General features: G+C 32.6%; 14 protein-coding genes. 9 read left to right on the forward strand and 5 right to left on the reverse strand.

Translation table 11 applies throughout. The features are described 5' to 3' along the window. Window positions 1-48: 48 nt before the first annotated feature. A complete protein-coding gene (gene ccsA / locus ACQ654_RS23445; protein ID WP_430412777.1) occupies window positions 49-3,339 on the forward strand; it encodes a cytochrome c biogenesis protein CcsA in 3,291 nt (1,096 codons plus the stop codon). A 40-nt stretch (window positions 3,340-3,379) separates the two neighbouring features. Here ccsA and ACQ654_RS23450 read toward each other — a convergent pair whose 3' ends face one another. The 4 genes from ACQ654_RS23450 to ACQ654_RS23465 all read right to left on the reverse strand — a co-directional run bounded on the left by ACQ654_RS23450 (window position 3,380) and on the right by ACQ654_RS23465 (window position 8,104). Then, entirely contained in the window at window positions 3,380-3,553 is a 174-nt protein-coding gene (locus ACQ654_RS23450; protein ID WP_430412778.1) for a hypothetical protein, read from the reverse strand. Between the two features lie 122 nt (window positions 3,554-3,675). Continuing rightward, on the reverse strand, window positions 3,676-4,461 hold the full coding sequence (locus tag ACQ654_RS23455) for a LytR/AlgR family response regulator transcription factor (protein ID WP_430412779.1): 786 nt from the start codon (window positions 4,459-4,461) through the stop codon (window positions 3,676-3,678). Continuing rightward, window positions 4,451-5,464, reverse strand: coding sequence for a sensor histidine kinase (locus ACQ654_RS23460; RefSeq protein ID WP_430412780.1), 1,014 nt, complete (start codon window positions 5,462-5,464; stop codon window positions 4,451-4,453). Before ACQ654_RS23460 ends, ACQ654_RS23455 begins: the two co-directional genes overlap by 11 nt. Window positions 5,465-5,734: 270 nt before the next feature. Next, window positions 5,735-8,104, reverse strand: a complete 2,370-nt coding sequence (locus tag ACQ654_RS23465; protein WP_430412781.1) for an outer membrane beta-barrel protein — start codon at window positions 8,102-8,104, stop codon at window positions 5,735-5,737. A 137-nt stretch (window positions 8,105-8,241) separates the two neighbouring features. Between ACQ654_RS23465 and ACQ654_RS23470 the strand changes: the two genes are divergently transcribed. The 5 genes from ACQ654_RS23470 to ACQ654_RS23490 all read left to right on the forward strand — a co-directional run bounded on the left by ACQ654_RS23470 (window position 8,242) and on the right by ACQ654_RS23490 (window position 14,633). Further along, complete coding sequence (locus tag ACQ654_RS23470) at window positions 8,242-8,433, forward strand: hypothetical protein (RefSeq protein ID WP_430412782.1); 192 nt, start codon at window positions 8,242-8,244, stop codon at window positions 8,431-8,433. Window positions 8,434-8,954: 521 nt separating this feature from the next. Next, complete coding sequence (locus tag ACQ654_RS23475) at window positions 8,955-12,965, forward strand: chemotaxis protein CheB (RefSeq protein ID WP_430412783.1); 4,011 nt, start codon at window positions 8,955-8,957, stop codon at window positions 12,963-12,965. Window position 12,966: 1 nt separating this feature from the next. Beyond that, entirely contained in the window at window positions 12,967-13,386 is a 420-nt protein-coding gene (locus ACQ654_RS23480) for a response regulator (protein ID WP_430412784.1), read from the forward strand. A 311-nt stretch (window positions 13,387-13,697) separates the two neighbouring features. Beyond that, window positions 13,698-13,895, forward strand: coding sequence for a hypothetical protein (locus ACQ654_RS23485; RefSeq protein ID WP_430412785.1), 198 nt, complete (start codon window positions 13,698-13,700; stop codon window positions 13,893-13,895). 537 nt (window positions 13,896-14,432) lie between these two features. After that, the gene (locus tag ACQ654_RS23490; RefSeq protein WP_430412786.1) at window positions 14,433-14,633 is read left to right on the forward strand and encodes a hypothetical protein; all 201 of its coding nucleotides are present in this window, start codon (window positions 14,433-14,435) and stop codon (window positions 14,631-14,633) included. A gap of 122 nt (window positions 14,634-14,755) precedes the next feature. Here the strand turns inward: ACQ654_RS23490 and ACQ654_RS23495 are convergent, their stop codons facing one another. Continuing rightward, the gene (locus ACQ654_RS23495) at window positions 14,756-15,004 is read right to left on the reverse strand and encodes a CHAP domain-containing protein (protein WP_430412787.1); all 249 of its coding nucleotides are present in this window, start codon (window positions 15,002-15,004) and stop codon (window positions 14,756-14,758) included. Window positions 15,005-15,160: 156 nt separating this feature from the next. Here ACQ654_RS23495 and ACQ654_RS23500 point away from each other — a divergent pair, with 156 nt between their 5' ends. The 3 genes from ACQ654_RS23500 to ACQ654_RS23510 all read left to right on the forward strand — a co-directional run bounded on the left by ACQ654_RS23500 (window position 15,161) and on the right by ACQ654_RS23510 (window position 18,700). Beyond that, window positions 15,161-15,772: a glutathione peroxidase gene (locus ACQ654_RS23500; protein WP_430412788.1), complete on the forward strand. Its 612-nt coding sequence runs from the start codon at window positions 15,161-15,163 to the stop codon at window positions 15,770-15,772. 313 nt (window positions 15,773-16,085) lie between these two features. Further along, window positions 16,086-17,495 carry an MATE family efflux transporter gene (locus tag ACQ654_RS23505; RefSeq protein WP_430412789.1) on the forward strand — a complete coding sequence of 470 codons (1,410 nt, stop codon included), beginning with the start codon at window positions 16,086-16,088 and terminating at the stop codon, window positions 17,493-17,495. Between the two features lie 47 nt (window positions 17,496-17,542). Beyond that, window positions 17,543-18,700 (forward strand): trans-sulfuration enzyme family protein, encoded by a 1,158-nt coding sequence (locus ACQ654_RS23510; protein ID WP_430412790.1) that lies wholly within the window; start codon window positions 17,543-17,545, stop codon window positions 18,698-18,700. The last annotated feature ends 7 nt before the right edge of the window (window positions 18,701-18,707 follow it).

Here is an 18,707-nt window from a genome sequence, read left to right on the forward strand (position 1 = left end):
CCGTATTTTTGCATATTGAAATTTTGATCTAAACGATAACGCTACATAATGGGTAATTTCATCAAGAATATTCTCTTTTCTACACGATTAATGGCTGTCCTCTTTTTTATATTCGCTTTGGCCATGGGAATAGGAACTTTTGTCGAAAGCGAACACGGAACAATAACAGCAAGAATTTGGATTTACAACGCATGGTGGTTTGAGTTCATCATGTTGTTTTTTATGATAAATTTCTTCGGAAACATGTTTCGATACCGATTGCTACGTAAAGAAAAATGGGCAACGTTACTCATTCACTTATCCTTCATATTTATCATTTTAGGAGCGTTTATTACACGTTATGTAAGTTATGAAGGTGTAATGCCAATTAGAGAAGGTGCTACTGAAAACACCTTTCTTTCTGAAAAAACATACATTACAGCTTTTGTAGATGGAGAAATAAACGGCGAACCCAAACGAAAAGTTCTCAAAGGCGATTACCTAATTTCCCACAAAGGAATTGCGCCAGGATCTTGGTTAAATGGAGGTTTTCCTTGGAAAAATGACTTTAACGGACAAGACTTTACCATTGCATACAAAGGATATATTCAAGGTGCAGAAGAAGGAATTATAGAAGATAAAAACGGTATTGAATACCTTAAAATTGTAGAATCAGGTGGCGGAAATCGTCACAATCACTTCTTAGAATCTGGTAAAACTGCAAGCATTCACAACATTTTAGTCGCTTTTAACAAGCCAGAAAAAGATACGATAGATACAAACAAACCAATCATCAGTATTCGATCAACAGCTAGTGGTTATACCATTCACAGTCCGTTTGAAGGCGATTACATGATCATGGCGTTGCAACAAGGTGGAAAAGTTGTCAAAGACAGCGTACAACCATTTCAACTACGTTCATTATACAACTTAGGTGGATTGCAATTTGTAATTCCCGATCCTTCAATTAAAGGGAAAATTGGTGTTGTTGAAACGCCTAAAAAACTAAAAGATCAAGCTGACGCGATTATTTTAGAAGTAACAACCAATGGTGAAACTGAAGAAGTTCGTATCATTGGTGGAAAAGGAAGCATAAATCCACCTATAACAACTAAGATTGGCGGATTGGATTTTCACCTTTCCTATGGTGCCGATCGTATGAAACTTCCGTTTAGCATTAAACTGAATGATTTTATTGCCGAACGTTATCCTGGAACAGTTGGACAAGGTGGTTATAAATCATTTATGAGTAGAGTAACATTGGTTGATGATACGCCGTTTGACTACGATATTTACATGAATCATATTATGGATCATAAAGGATATCGCTTCTTTCAAGCACAGTTTGATAGAGACGAAAAAGGAACAATTCTTTCTGTAAGTCATGATTATTGGGGAACAAATATTACCTATTTAGGCTACTTTTTATTATACCTAGCATTAATGGTTATATTATTTGATAAAAATACACGCTTTGGCGATTTGAAAAAGCAATTGGAAAAAATTAAAAAGAAGAAATCTACATTAACAATCATTGCATTGTTATTCTTTAGTTTTAGTGTATTAGCACAGGAAACTACACAACAAAAAACAACACAACAAGAAACTGTCGCTCAGCAAGAAAATCACGAAGGACACAATCATGCGCCAGGAGAAGATCATGAGCATGAAGTTGTAACCAAAGTAATTACGGATGTACAAATTGACTCTATCATTGCGGCAAATGTAGTTGCTAAAGAACACGCGGATAAATTTGGACGTTTGGTCATTCAAGATGACGATGGACGTATGAAACCTGCCAACACGTTTGCACAAGAATTGGTGCGTAAGCTAAGTAAATCGAACACGTACAATGATTTATCTGCGAACCAAGTATTGTTATCCATGATTCAATATCCAAAACTTTGGTACAATGCAAACATTATCAGTGTAAAACGTCAAAAACACGATAGTTTACGTAAAATCATCGGAATAGAGAAATCTGATAATTTTGCAAAACTCACGGACTTTTTTGATGAAAAAGGACGTTACAAACTTGCGCCATATTTGGAAGATGCATATGCTTCAAACACACCAAATCAGTATCAAAAAGCAATCAAAGACTACGACCTAAAATTAGGACTATTAAATAGAGCTGTTTCGGGCGATATCTTAAAAATATTTCCAATTCCAGCGCATGAAAATAACAAATGGATTTCTGGTAGAAACTACTTAGACAATCCAGATCAAGGAATTAAAGATTCAGCGTATGCGAAATATGTGAAAAACGCAATGCCAGTTTACACCTTGATTTTAAACGCTTCACAAAAAAATAATGATTACAAAGAAGCTGACAACATGCTTAAAAGTTTCCGTAAACGTCAAGAAGAATATGGAAGCGCAGTATTACCTTCTTTAAAGAAAATTGATGCTGAAATTAAATACAATCAATACAACGTTTTTGAAAAGCTAATGATGTATTATTTATTAGCAGGAGCATTGATGTTTTTCTTTATCATCTTTCAAATTTTCAAGGACACTAAATTCACACGTGTAAGCATACAAGTGTTTAAATGGGCAATTGTATTTCTATTTTGTTTACATGTATTAGGATTAGCAATGCGTTGGTACATTTCAGGGCATGCACCTTGGAGTGATGCGTATGAATCTATGATTTATGTAGCGTGGGCGACCATGTTATTTGGCTTGTTATTTGGACGAAAGTCAGATTTAACAATTGCTGCAACAGCTTTCGTAACAGCTATGATTTTATGGGGCGCACACATGAATTGGCTCGATCCTAACATTGCAAACTTACAACCTGTATTGGATAGTTATTGGTTATTAATACACGTTGCCGTGATTGTAGCAAGTTATGGCCCATTTGCGTTGGCAATGATTTTAGGTGTTGTTTCACTTTTACTTATACTTCTAACCACGAAGGAAAACAAAAAACGCATGGAGCTCAACTTAAAAGAAATTACCATTATCAATGAAATGGCAATTACTGTTGGTTTGGTAATGCTTACAATTGGAAATTTCCTTGGCGGAATGTGGGCAAATGAAAGTTGGGGACGTTATTGGGGTTGGGATCCAAAAGAAACGTGGGCATTAATTAGTATTATGGTATATGCGTTTGTATTGCACATGCGTTTAGTACCAGGATTGCGCGGAAGATGGTTTTTTAATTGGATGGCAATTGCAGCTTTTGGGTCAATTTTATTTACCTATTTTGGTGTAAACTTCGTATTAAGCGGATTGCATTCATACGCTACAGGAGACGCAGTTTTAGGCCCTAAATTTGTAATTATAGCAACAATTACATGGCTAGTTTATGGAGGTTTAACCTATTGGCGTTACCGAATTCATTACAAGAAATAATTGTTTTTTTGATAAAAGATGCAGATTGATTGTAACGATATTACGTTGCAATCAGTGTGTTAATTTCGTTAATAGTTAGTGTTGTTTGAATTTTATCAATATTGACTAATGATATAACTGAATGCGCTTCATATGCGGCAAATGATACAATGTGATCTACATTTACTTGAAACTCCACATTGTCAAGGTCAATGATTTCTATAAACTTTGGCATGACTTATTTTTTGAAACAAAATAGTAGAATATTATAAAATAATTCGCAGGATAAACACCCTTTTTTTGAGCTTATTAGTAAATGGACTTAGCAATTCATAAAACCAATTCTTTTCAAATTTATCATTGTTCCAACCATTTTCTAAAATCTGAAGTGGTAGATGAACTAGTCATAGCTTTTTCTTTAATGCCTGTTAGCTGAATGAGTAAACGATTTTTGAAATGACTTTCGATATTCTCAATGTATTCAATGTGTACAATTTGACTTCGATTGATGCGGAAGAATTTTAACGGATTCAACATTTCAAAAATAGTGCTCAAATTATGCGAAATCGGATATTTTTTACCAGCATAATCTATCGCCATGCAAAAATCGCCAGAAGCTTCAATTAAACAAATATCACTTACATTTAACAATTGAATTCCTTTTGATTTTTTGATTACAAAACGTTTTTTATAGTGAATTTCTTCTTGCTTTAATGCCGTTTTTAACAAGTCAATTGTTTCATTATGAATCGGTTGGTAACTTTTAGTTTTAAAAAATGATTGAAATTTTTGCAAGGCTTGTTTTACATCTTCTTGCGTGTACGGTTTTAAAATATACGCGATTCCGTTGGTACGAAATGCTTGAAATAAATATTCATCATGCGCCGAACAAAATATAATTGGACAGTTTATTGTAACCGAATTGAACACATCAAAGGAAATTCCGTCCAATAATTGAATGTCAGACAGAATTACATCATACGTGTTTTCAGTTAGCAAAATGGTAGCTTTTTCGTTGGAACGCGCCCAATCATGTGTGATTTCTTTATCAAAATAGACATTCAAATTTGCTAAAAGCTTTTCGTAAGCAGGAATTTCGTCTTCTAAAATTAATATGTGCATGTTCGGTAAATTATGACTCATTGCTAAGTTTGATGATTGGAATTTTTACAGTAAATCCATCTAAAGTATCTGAGATAATAGGCTTCCTATCAGATAGTAACCTGTATCTATATTCTAAGTTTTTTAATCCAGTTCCTAATGATTCTTGTGTTGGTTTCATGTTGCTTTTTGTATTTGAAACCGTTAACCAATCTCCGTCAATATGAATACTAGCTTTAATGGCTTTTCCATGTTGCGCTCTATTGTGTTTGGCAATATTTTCAAGCAATGTTTGAATGGCGCCCGTAGGAACAAATTTGTTTTCTAAAGAACTATTTTTGCTAATTTCAAATTCGTAATCATCTCCAAAACGCGTTTTTAATAAGAACATATAATTCTCAGCAAAATTCATTTCTGCTGTCAATTCCATCACTTCTGCATCTTTCGTTTGAATCAGATACCGATAAATCAACGACAACCGATTGATGTACTCTTTTGCCTTTTCCGTATTGCTATCAATCAACGCATCCAACGTATTTAGATTGTTAAATAAAAAGTGCGGACTGATCTGTGAGCGTAGTAACTTCAATTCGTTTTCTTTCTGTTTTTCCTTAATAGAACCAAATAATATTTGATTTTCATAGTATTTTTTGGCCAATAACAATCCGAAAGGCAAACCGATGCTTTGTGCCGTACCTGAAATATAATTTATCATTTGCTGTATGTCATATTTAAACTGACTCCAATCATTGTCACCACTAAAATGACCCACAGCATCTTCTAAAAATCCAGCGATAATCATCAATGAAACTGCCCAAAACGTAAAGTGTAGGTACTTTTTTTGGTTGATAATATAATCTGGCAACAGCCAATACATAAATATGAGAACCATTCCAACGTCAAGGATTATAAATGCAGGAATATCTAGCAGGTATTCAATAAGATTGTGTCCCGTTTTTGAATATTCATAAATAGTCATTAGCACAGACACGCCATAATAAATAACGAAAAGCATAAAATCAGATTTGTTCAGTTTTGTGTCCATAATGAGTTCTTAAAAATAGTTTATTTTTTTGGTGTAAAAAATTTGATTCAACTTTTATAAATGTGTCTCTGATATATACTATAAAGGATTCTTTTTCCGCAGTATAGTAGTTGTTTTTCAGTAAGAGTTTTTGAAGCCTTGAAAAAGTGCACTTTCTTTTGATGAAGCCTGTGCTGAACTTGATTTAGTATTTTTTCTGCAAGCAACGAAAATGAAAATAATAAAATATTTAACTTCATAATATTTTAGATAGATTAGATGAAATACCAATTACTGTTGCGTTTTAATACGATCAACTTCGTCACCAGCGCCACTTTTTCTGTTTTTCGATTTGTTGTATTTCTTACCAAAACTATAGCTAAATTGTAAAAACACATTTCTACGTGGCCAATCGCTTATAATAGTTGCATTGATGTTATCATAATTAATTGCTCCGTTAAACTTTCGATCTAAAATTTCTTCTAATTCTAAGCTAACTTTCAATGTATCGTCTAAGAATTTTTTGCTAAACGCGATATCAATTCCAGCAATCCAATCAAATTCAATTTGTCCGTCCAATCCACCAGATGTGTAATATCCTGAGATTTCTGATTGAATATTCCAAGGTAATTTATATTCCGCACTTGTGTACCAAGTCATGCTCCAAAGCGAATTGTCTAAGACAGGATTTAGATTTTCTGACATGAATTTGTTATAATTTACAATGACGCCTGTATAGCCTTCCAAACCGTCTACAAAACTTAACGGAGCAAACAAACTAAAACTCCAATTTTCATTATTTGCCAAGTTAATTGTGGTACGAGAAGTTTCAGAAGTTGCATCATTTTGCGCCAGAATTTGAAACAATGTATCATCTGTTCTACTATAACTTGCGCTGAAAAACGGTTGGTTTTCATATGTTAAATTAAAACGAAAACTATTTGTTAAGGAAGGTTTTAAGGTCGGATTTCCTTCTTCAAAAGTAAATGGATCGTAATAATATACAAACGGATTTAATGTTTCATACGACGGACGTTGAATTCGGTAACTATACGCAACATTAGCGGAAATTTCATCTGTAATTTTTCGTGAAATACTCAAACTTGGGAAAAACTTGGCAATAGTTCTATCTAAAGAAGTATTTAAATTTTGAGAAGTTCCGACAGTTTCACTTTGTTCCCAACGCAATCCACCAGAAAATGACCATTTATCCAACGTAACGTTCAGTTTTGCATATGCTGCCATGATATTTTCATCAATCAAAAAGCGATTGGTTTGATTGACATTATTCACAAAATTACCAGTTGCATCTTGAACCAATGATTGTAAATCACTATCCGAATCTACATCCGAATATTTAAATCCAGCACTCAAAACAGCTTTTTTGCTCAACTGACGTTTGTAATCTGCTTGATAGGTGTAAATTTTATAATCAGCATCCTGAAAATAACGTTGATTATCATAATCTACGGTACTTTGTCCAACTTGAAACAGGTTGTTTTCATTAGTAGAACCGTAATCTACATAATTAAAATCGAGTGTTAATTTATTTACGTCATCTTCATATTCATAATACGGATTGATGACATACAAAGCCCAATCGCGCTCAAAACGATTGTCAGTATCTAAGGCTTCCATAATTCCGTTACTTGTAATATTGGTCACGTTATTTGTCACTCTATTTGATGAACTTCCCGTTCGTCGTACGCTAATTCCTGTAGTATGTTTTTTATTGATGTAATAATCCAATCCTGCGCTCAAACGCAATGTATTTGGATCAAAAGGCGAACGGGAAAGTTGATCGTATACGTCATCACCAACGTTTCGAATAATTTGTAAGTCTTCTCGCCAAGAACCACGCGAATAACTTGCGCTTGCTTGCCAATTAATTTTATCTTTAAAACTTGCAATAGAAGCACTTGTACGATACGTGAAATCGTCCACATAACCAATCATACTTTTTAATGTTCCGTAAGTTCCCAATTTTACATTTTTCTTCAAAATAATATTAATCAACGCGCCTGAACCATCTGCATCGTATTCTGCTCCAGGTTGTTGCACCAATTCTATCTTAGCAATATTGTCCGCAGGCATTTCGCGCAACAGCGTTTGCATGTCCATATAATTGGTTTGTTTTCCGTTAATTAGGATGCGAACATTGCTTTGTCCGGCATAACTCAAATTTCCATTGGCTACAATAACGCCTGGAATTTTTTTAACGACATCTCGCACATTTGAATTCACCATTTCGGAGTTTTCTAAATTCACGACTAATTTTTCTGCGGTTTGTGTAATGACAGGTTTTTTAGCAACTACAGTAACTTGATCTAAACTTTCGGGCAAATCTTCTTTCAGTGTAAAATCGAAGGTTACATTTTTGCTCGATTCAATTTTTAATACAATAGATTTTTCTGTTTTGTAGCCAAATAAAGATGCTTCTACTGTGTACGTTCCGTTTTTAATACTCTTAAAAATATACGTTCCGTCGTCTGCAACCATGACAGCTTTGATAGCTTTGTTGGTTTCTGTTTCATATAAAACTACATTTGTAAAAGATAAAGGTTGTTTTGCTTCGTCCATAACTTTTCCTGAAATGGTACTTTGCGCAAACATAGAAAAGCTTGCAAGCAATAAAATGGTGTTGAGTAAAGTTTTTAACATAACTGTTCGTGTTTTTTGATACGCAAATATGTTTCAGAATCCATGTATATAAAAGTAGATTCTGCCGAATTGGGATTAAAAAAAGGTGAATTGGGGATATTTTACGGTTGAATTCATCATCAAAAAAAAACGAATATATGCGAGTTTTCCGTGTAATAGCACATGTTTTAATTGTTCTCTTACTAACCATCTTAACACAAGTTGGTGGTTTGGCGTATGTAATCTATTTAGGGTTGAAACGTCGTATTCGGAATTTAGCAAGTTCAAAAATACGTTTTCATGGTTGCTATGCGGTTCGTCATGACGATCATATTCATCTGCAAATTTAAACAACCAGCAACTTTATATTCAAATGAATAGGAGTAAAAAGTACTCTTTTTAGACCAAGATAATCATAACGCTATTTATCATTTATTTAGTTACTTCTACTAAAGAAAAAGACGTCTACTTTAATGTTAATTTTGAGCTTCGAAAATGATATGAAATTCGTTCTATTTTCTAAATTTTAAAATAATATTATATTTTATCGGTAAAAATAGGCTCTTTATCGGGTTTTTTGTATTTTTCACTGTCAGTATATTCTTCGAAACTTGAAAGATATATTTTCATGATTAAAAGTTTTAGATAGATAATATTGATCAGTTTTAAGATGCTTGGTAAATCCTAATTTTGAGGAAGTAAAAAAATCACAACATCTTTTTACAGGATAATTTGTATTGATTTTATTTGAATTAGTCTAAAGTTTTTAAAGTCTTATGTAAATAATTAATGTGCGATGAATCAATTATTTAATTACTTAAAAAAACAAATAAAGCAAGTACAGTGTATTTGTAAATTATATAAACAGTAAATGGATCATACCCAAATTCAACAACAACTAGATACACAACAAAATAAAGAAACTTTATATGTTATCGGTATTGGAAGTTCAGCTGGTGGCTTAAAAGCATTGGAAGAATTTTTTGATAATTGTCCTTCAAATACAGGCTTTGCTTTCGTAATTATACAGCATTTGTCTCCAAATTATAAGAGTTTAATGCCCGAACTTTTATCACGGCATACAGAAATGAGCGTAAAGGAAGCTAGAGAAGGTGATATTGTATTGCCAAATCATGTGTACTTAATTCCAGGAGAAAAAAATCTTCAAATTAAAGATGGCAAACTAGAATTGACAAAACGTCCGCCAAGCAATCAAATTAATTTTTCGATTAATATATTTTTCAATTCGCTTGCAATGGAGCAAAAAGAAAAAGCCTTAGCAATCATTTTATCAGGTACAGGATCTGACGGAACAAAAGGAGCAAAATCTATCAAAGAAATTGGCGGAACTATCTTTGTGCAAAGTCCAGAATCTTCTTCGTTTGATGGCATGCCCAAAAGCGTAATTTCAGAAGGATTGGCAGATTTTATCTTAGAACCTGAAGAAATGGGACGTGAAATTATTGACTTTTTAGCACATCCAAGTTATGCAATGCCAATACCAATTGATGGTTTTCGAAGTAATGAAGAATCGCTTGATAGAATTTTAAAAATTATAAAAAATCATATTGGGTATGATTTTTTCTCTTACAAAAAGCCAACATTGTTTAGAAGAACAGCCAAACGAATTAGCATTACTAAATGCCAAAGTGTCAACGATTATGTTGATTATTTACAAGATAATGTAGATGAAAAACTCATTTTAGCACAAGAATATTTAATTGGTGTTACAAAGTTTTTTAGAGATTATAAAGCATTTGATGTTTTAAAAAAAGAAGTAATTCCTGCAATTGTAAAAAATAATCCCAAAGGGAAAAACATTAAAATATGGACTGTAGCTTGTTCAACGGGAGAAGAAGCGTATTCCATTGCTATTTTATTACAACAATATTTAACAGAAAATGATATTGATGTAACGTATAAAATTTTTGCCACAGATGTCGATGAAAGAGCTATAACCGTTGCAACTAAAGGAATTTATGGTGGCAGTATAGAATCGGAAGTATCGCCTGAAATACTAAATACGTATTTTATAAAGAGAGATCATAAATTTCAGATTCATCCGAATATTCGTAAAAATATCATCTTTTCAAAACATGATATTTTACAAAATCCTCCATTTAATAAAATGGATTTGGTTTCGTGTAGAAATATGTTGATTTATATAGATAATAAAGCACAGGCGAAAATTTTGGCGAGTTTGCACTACTCCTTAAATATGGATGGATATTTATTTTTAGGATCATTTGAAACCTTGGGTGCAATTGAGCGTAATTTTAAAGAAATAAACGGACGTTGGAAAATTTATAAAAATATACGTCCAGAGCGTGTTTTTAATATGAATAGAGATAATGTGTGGCAAATTGATAGAGAAAAAAAATCTCAAATTGGTTTTACACGACAAGGAAAATCAATAGAAGATAAATTCTCAAAATCTATTAATAAAATATTATTAGATGAATTTTTAGCAGTCAGTATTTGTATTGATGAAGACTTTGAAATCGTATACGCGTCAGGGAAATTAAAAAAGTACATACAATACCCAGAAGATGGATATTCAAATAATTTACTTAAAATGTTACCTGATGAACTAAATATTCCAATTGGTTCAGCAATTCGAAAGCTCAATTTTGATGCTGATTTGAATATTGAAAAAAATATTAAACTTATAGCAAATAAAAAACTAAAACATTTGCGAGTGTTGATAAGTACATTTAATGTGTATTCCGTTCACAGTCGTTTGTTTTCAGTCACAATTATTGAAGAATCTGCACGTAAAATATCCGATGATGAAAAAGGACTAATTGTACCAGCTACAATTAATAATAAAGAACAATTATTAGAACTTAAAGATGCATTAAACGAAACTCGCGAAAATTTACAATCTACTATTGAAGAGCTGGAAACTTCCAATGAGGAAATGCAAGCAACCAATGAAGAATTGTTGGCTTCTAATGAAGAATTGCAAAGTACAAACGAAGAATTACAATCGTTAAATGAGGAACTACATACTGTGAATGCTGAATTACAAGAAAAAAATATACAATTAATTCAGTTGAATTCTGACATAGAAAACTTGATGGAAAATATTAATGTTGGAACTATTTTTCTTGATAGAGCGTTTCAAATTAGAAAATATACACCATCAATCAATCAGCACTTTCAATTGCGGATGGAAGATATTGGGCGTTCCATAGCTCATTTTTCTGGAACTATGGGCGGTGAAGATTTAATTACGCACTCCAAACAAGTTATACAAACATTACTTCCATTTCGAAAAGAAGTGTGTAGCTCAGGCGGAAAGTGGTTTGTAATGCAAATATATCCGTATAGAAGTCAAGAAGATTTTATTCAAGGAGTTGTGATCAATTTTCTAGATATTGACGAACTGAAGTCTGCGAATTTAGAATTGGATAAGTTGAATAAATTCATGCAGCATTTGACGTCTACAAATCCTGCTATTATATACATTTATGATCTTATAAGTCATAAAAATTTATATGCAAGTTCTAGTATTTGGGAAAATGCAGGTTATACGGCAGCAGAAATTCAAGAATTGGGCGCAGACTTATTAGAAACTATCGTACATCCTGATGATATAGCAGCAATTTCTTCTCATCATGAGCAACTCAAAAAAATTGACGACACTGAAGAATTATTATTTGAGTATCGATTGATCCATAAAGAATCTAGAGAAATTATTTGGGTTTTATCTACTGACAAAGTCAATCAGCGAAACGAAAAAGGAGAAGTCATTACAATTTTAGGTGTCGCCATGATTATTACAAAAAGTAAAAAAATGGAACGCGAATTAAAAGAAAGCGAAGAGCGTTTTCGTCTGGCAATGACAGCTTCACGTTCTGGACTTTGGGAATGGAGTAATATAAAAAATGATAGTGCTTGGTGGTCAATTGAATTCCAAGAACTTCTAGGATTTTCATTAGAGGAAGAAGAACATCACTTCAGCAATCTTTTACAACTTATTCATATAGATCATGTTGAGATATTTCAAAACGCATTAAAATCGCATACAGAAGAAGAAAAGCCGTTTGAGGAAGAGATTCAAATAAAAACCAAAGATAAAGGATTTCGTTGGTTTCGAATTAATGGGAAAATGCAAGTCAATAATACTGAAAAAGTAAAAAAAATAGTAGGAACACTTTTAGATGTAACTGAACAGCGAGAATCGCTACAAAAAATGAAAGAGTTAAATATTGAGTTGGAACGCTTTGCATATTTGGCTTCGCATGATTTAAAAGAACCTTTAAAAACAGTCACAAGTTTTACGAATTTATTCAAAGAAGAATACAAAGGACACTTTGATGAAAATGCGCTTAAATATTTAGATTTTATAGAAAAAGCATCTTCCCGAATGATAAAGTTGACAAACGATTTGCTAGTATACTCACAACTAGACGACAAATCACTCAATTTTGAACATGTAAATTTGAATACTATAATTTTAAAAATAAAAGAAGATTTGCAAAGTATTATTTCAGAAACTAATGCTGAAATTAGTATAGGTACATTGCCAAATATTCTGTGTGATGCTTCTCAAATAAAACAATTATTTCAAAACCTCATTTCTAACAGTTTAAAATACAGAAGTGATAAAACACCAAAAATACAGATTAGTTATATAGAGAAAACTCCATACTACGAATTTTGCATACGTGATAATGGTATTGGAATTAAAGAAAAATACCATAAACAAATTTTTGAAGTTTTCAAACGATTGCATAGTCATAATGAATATGAAGGTACAGGAATTGGATTGGCAAATTGCAAACGAATTATAGAGAATCATAATGGGAAAATTTGGGTAAAATCGTCAGAAAACAATGGTTCTGAGTTCTTTTTTAGAATTCCTAAAAAAAAGTAAGATGAAAAAAATTGAATGCATATTGTTGGTAGATGATAGTACTTCTACCAATTTTTATCATAAAAAGCTAATCGAAATTTCTGGAGAAGCTACACATGTTTTTGAAGCCGAAAATGGTTTGGAAGCGTTAGATTATATGAATAAAAAAGGAAAATTTACGTCTTCGCATCCACGACCAAATATTATTTTTTTAGACATTAATATGCCAAAAATGGATGGTTTTGAATTTTTAGAGAATTATGCCAAACTTGACGATGCAAAAAAAGCGGATATCATAATTGTGTTTCTAACAACATCCAATTGGACAAAAGATAAAATAAAAGCTATTGAAAGTAAATTGGTATATGACTTTATAGAAAAACCACTAACAAAAGAAACATTGCAACACATTTGTGCATATTACCGAGAAACCTATCTATAAATCATCGTTGCAATTTGTGTATAGTGCGTAATATTCTTTCTTTGATTTCTTAGCTTTATAATACCCAAGAACAACCAATGACATTGGAAAGAAAATAATAATCGCAATTGTATCTCTAGTAACATGTGTAACCATAAAAACATGTTGAAAATTACCGAGTATGCTATATTAAATGAAAGTGAATTTTGAGAATAAAATGTAACTATAGCTCTTAAGTTTAGGCTTACTATTATTGAATACTCGATTTATAAATTGCAAAATCATTTTCGAAGGCGTAATTTGTAGTACCAAAATTTTTAAATTATTTAATCATGAAAAAACAAATCTTAAACATCGGAAAAGTTTTAAGTAAAACGGAACAAAAAGCAATTAACGGAGGCGCACTTGGTGGTATTGGAATTAATCCATGTCCGATAGTGCTACTAGCTACACCACCAGAAGGTTGTCATTATGTACCTATTGTAGGAACATGCAATTATGAACTAGTGTGTCTATACTACACGCCATAATCTTAATTCTAAATTAATTAAAACAAGCTGTCTAAAAAGTTTTAAATGAAGTCATTCTAAACCAAATTTAGTTTGACATTTTTTCACTTTTTAGGCAGTTTTTATAAATACGTTTCCATGGTTTTAAAATCGTTAGCTATGATGATTGTATCTATGTGAAGTTGTAACATAGCTTGTCAAACTTAAATTGATAGTTTCATTATTTTAGCAAGGTGATCAATATTCAAATCGAGTTAACGTACCATTTTTCAATTCAATTCGGATGCCGTCTTCAGCTATTTTTTGAAAAATAACAAGCATTCCGTTTGTATCACTTTTAAAATGCTCTTCTAATTCCTTCCTAAAATCAAGCGTTGAAAATTACTGAGTATGCTATACTAAATGAAAGTGAATTTTGAGAATAAAAAGTAACTATAGTTTTCAAGTTTAGGCTTACTATTATTGAATACTCGATTTATAAATTGCAAAATCATTTTCGAAGGCGTAATTTGTAGTACCAAAATATTTTAGTAATTACTAATTTTAAATTATTTAATCATGAAAAAACAAATTTTAAGTATTGGAAAAGCTTTAAGTAAAACGGAACAAAAAGCAATTAATGCAGGATCATTAGGACCAATTTCAATTGATCTTCCGTGTGAAGAACCAGTATTAGCACCACCACCAGTAGGATGTTTCTATAGACGCATTGCACCATGTACTTATAGATTAATATGCTTGGAGGTTACTCCATTCTAAATTTAATAAAAAGAAGCTGTCTAAATAGCTATCATTGTAGATTACTTCGTTTTTCTATAATGAGTATGTTAGGAGTTTTAGACAGCTTCTTTACGTTTTCTCATGTAGGAATAGTTGCAGACTTATTCTTTACGCAACCAACCTATAATTTTTTTATCTGAAATTTCCCAACGATTATTTTTGTGAGTCAAATTATAAGAAACACGCGTGTTGCTAAATGAACCCGCATTTTGTTGAATAATAGTAATTGAATGATTGGAAACTTCCGTAACAATAGCAACATGACCAAACGAATTATACCAAGAACTTTTAAAAACTAAAATATCATTTGTTTTTGGTTTAGAAATACTTCCGTTGGTGTATTGAATCAAATTGCGTTGTATATTGCGTTTTCCATCTTTTACAGTTGGATTGAAAAAATCTATGCGATTTAAAAATAAAAAATCACAAGATTCATGATAAATGTGTCAGAAGCAATCTGTATCTAAACGAATACTTTCGTATTTTTACAAAAAACTAAAAACCTCATGAGAATATTCATGCTATTAATGGTTGTATGTATGGTAAGTTGTACCTCAAAACCGAAAGAAAAAGCAACAGAAACTGCTTCTGCAGAAGAAACTACGCAAAAAACATCATCTGAAAAAACTATGGAAAAAGGATCAATTCATCAATTCACAGTAAAAGATATTACTGGAAACGATTTTAAATTAGCCGATTTAAAAGGGAAAAAAGTAATGTTTGTAAACACAGCTTCTGAATGTGGATTAACGCCACAATACGAGCAATTACAAGAAGTTTATAATACTTTTAAAGATGAAAATTTTACGATTGTTGGTTTCCCAGCAAACAATTTTGGCGCACAAGAACCTGGAAGCGATCAGCAAATAGCGAAATTCTGTAAAGCAAATTACGGTGTAACGTTTCCGATGATGAGCAAAATTTCTGTAAAAGGAGATGACATGCACGAAGTATATCAATTCTTGACACAAAAATCGCAAAATGGATTGGAAGATTCAGATGTAGCATGGAACTTTCAAAAATATTTAGTAAACGCAAATGGTGAACTTGAAAAAGTAATTTCTCCAAAGACATTGCCAAACGATGAAAGTGTTTTAGCTTGGATTGAAGGGAAATAACATACTATTTTCTAAATCATTCATAATTCAGAAAAAGAACTCAAAAAACGTTAATTCGAGTGTTTTTTATCAAATTGACATTAGTCAGAAAGATAAAAAATATATCGAGAATCGTTTTTTGTAGACTGACTCAAGTTAGTACCAATATCATAATATCGCTTTTTTTAGATTTGTACAATCGAAAAAAAAAGCGATATTTGTATTCTTATGGAACTGTAAGTAGTATATATTCGGAACTCGTCGGCGCTTGCTGACCCTTTAAAGTGACTCAATTTTCTTGAAGTCGCTACATTTCAATATATAATTTTATACAATGTCACAAGACCATAAAATCTCAATCAAACAACTATATTCATATTTCAAAGAAGCTTTAAAAGGCACACAAAATAATTTTACGACAGGAAGCATTCGAAGAGCAATATTTATGCTTTCCATTCCCATGATTCTGGAAATGTTGATGGAATCTATATTTGCCATTGTAGATATAGCATTCGTTTCTCAGATAAGCACAAATGCTATAGCCACTATCGGACTTACAGAATCTGTCGTTACATTAGTATATGCCGTCGCAATTGGCGTTAGTATGGCGGCAACAGCTATGGTAGCGCGAAGAATTGGAGAAAATGATCCAGAAGGCGCTTCAAAAGTAGCCGTTCAATCACTGTTTTTGGGAGTTTTAATAGCAAGTATTGTCAGCATAATAGGAATTATCTATCCAAAAGAAATCTTAGGACTCATGGGCGGCGAACCAGAACTTATAGAAGAAGGATATGGGTATACGCAAATTTTACTTGGTGGAAATATGACCATTATGTTGCTATTTCTGATCAATGCAATCTTTAGAGGCGCCGGAAATGCATCTATAGCAATGAAAGCGTTGATATTATCCAACGGACTGAACATCTTATTAGATCCAATATTTATTTTCGGATTTGGACCAATTCCAGCTTTTGGAGTCGAAGGCGCCGCAATTGCTACAACTATCGGTCGTGGAAGTGCTGTCCTATTTCAATTAGGAATTCTTTTTTATGGTGCGAGCGTGATTAAAATCAAGTTTAAAAACTTGGTAATTCAATCAAAAATCATGTTAAGTCTTCTAAAAATTTCCCTTGGCGGGATTGGACAATTCATCATTGGAACGTCTAGTTGGATATTTCTAATGCGTATTATGTCTGAATTTGGAAGTGATGTTTTAGCAGGATATACAATTGCCATTAGGGTTGTCATGTTTACACTTTTGCCATGTTGGGGAATGAGTAATGCCGCCGCAACATTAGTTGGACAAAACTTAGGCGCAAAACAACCTGAAAGAGCGGAAGCGTCTGTTTGGAAAACTGGAAAATACAATGCTTGGTTTATGGGAATTGTTTCTATAATCTATCTAGTATTTGCCAAAGAAATCATTCAATTATTCACTTCAGAAACGGTTGTTGTAGTCAATGGCGCATTATGCTTACAAATTGTCGCCGCAGGTTATATTTTCTATGGATATGCCATGGTAATAATTCAATCATTTAATGGCGCAGGAGATACCAAAACACCAACATACATCAACTTTTTATGTTTTTGGTTGTTTCAATTACCGTTTGCATATTTGATGGCAATTCACTTTGAATTTGGTCCAAAAGGAGTGTTTTGGGCAATAACTGCCGCAGAAATTTTAATTGCAATTGTTGGAATGTTAATCTTTAAAAGAGGAAAATGGAAAGCTGTTAAAGTCTAGGTTTATACACCGTAGTTTTGTAATTTAGGAGCAACAAAATTAAGTTCATGAACAAGAAAAATTTAGGAGTCAATACCGTCTGCACACATACAGGAGAAGTAAAAGATGAACAGTTTAAAGGAGCTGTATCTCCTTTGTATATGAGTAGTTCATACGCGTTTGATGATGTAGATGTAAAGCGTTATCCGCGCTATTTTAATACGCCAAACCAAGAAGCACTAAGTAAAAAAGTAGCTGCGTTAGAACATACAGAAGCCGCTATGATTTTTGGAAGCGGAATGGCGGCTATAAGTACGAGTTTATTAGCTTTTTTACACAAAGGTGATCATATTGTATTGCAAAATGCCTTGTATGGCGGAACGATGAATTTGGTATTAGAAGAATTTGACAAATATGGAATTGAATATACGTTTACAGAAAGCTTGGCGATCAAAGATTTTAGAAAGGCAATTAAGAAAAACACAAAAGTGATTTACATTGAAACGCCTTCCAATCCTTTATTGAAGATTACAGATATTAGAAAAATTGCCAAACTTGCCAAAAAGCACAATTTGGTTTCCATGATTGACAATACGTTTGCAAGTCCCGTAAATCAGTTGCCAGCCACGATGGGAATTGATATCATAATTCACAGTGCAACCAAGTATTTTGGTGGACATAGTGATATTTTGGCTGGAGCTGTAGCCGCTTCCGCAGCACACATGGATCGTATATTTCAATTGGGAAAAAATCTAGGTGGAAGTTTAAGCGATTTTACCGTGTGGATGTTGGAAAGAAGTATGAAAACGTTAGGAATTCGTGTAAAGGAACAAAACAGAAATGCTTTAAAGTTGGCTAGTTATTTAGAAAAAAATCCAGCGATAGCGAAGGTGTATTATCCTGGATTACGATCGCACAACGATTATGAATTGGCAAAATCACAAATGACAGGTTTTGGCGGAATGATGTCGTTTGAATTAACATCTAATTATGATGTTTCAACATTTTTCAAATCGTTAAAATTAATCAAACCATCTATGAGTTTAGCTGGCGTAGAAAGTACGATGTTAAGTCCGACAAAAACGTCACATGCACTATTAACGCCTGAAGAACGAAAAAAACAAGGAATTGCGGACGGATTGATACGTTTCTCGGTAGGAATTGAAACGCGAAAAGACATTATTGCAGACATTAAACAAGCGATTAAAAAATCGAAGAAGAAGTAAATTTATA

Source organism: Kordia sp., from assembly GCF_965283645.1.
Classification (GTDB): domain Bacteria; phylum Bacteroidota; class Bacteroidia; order Flavobacteriales; family Flavobacteriaceae; genus Kordia.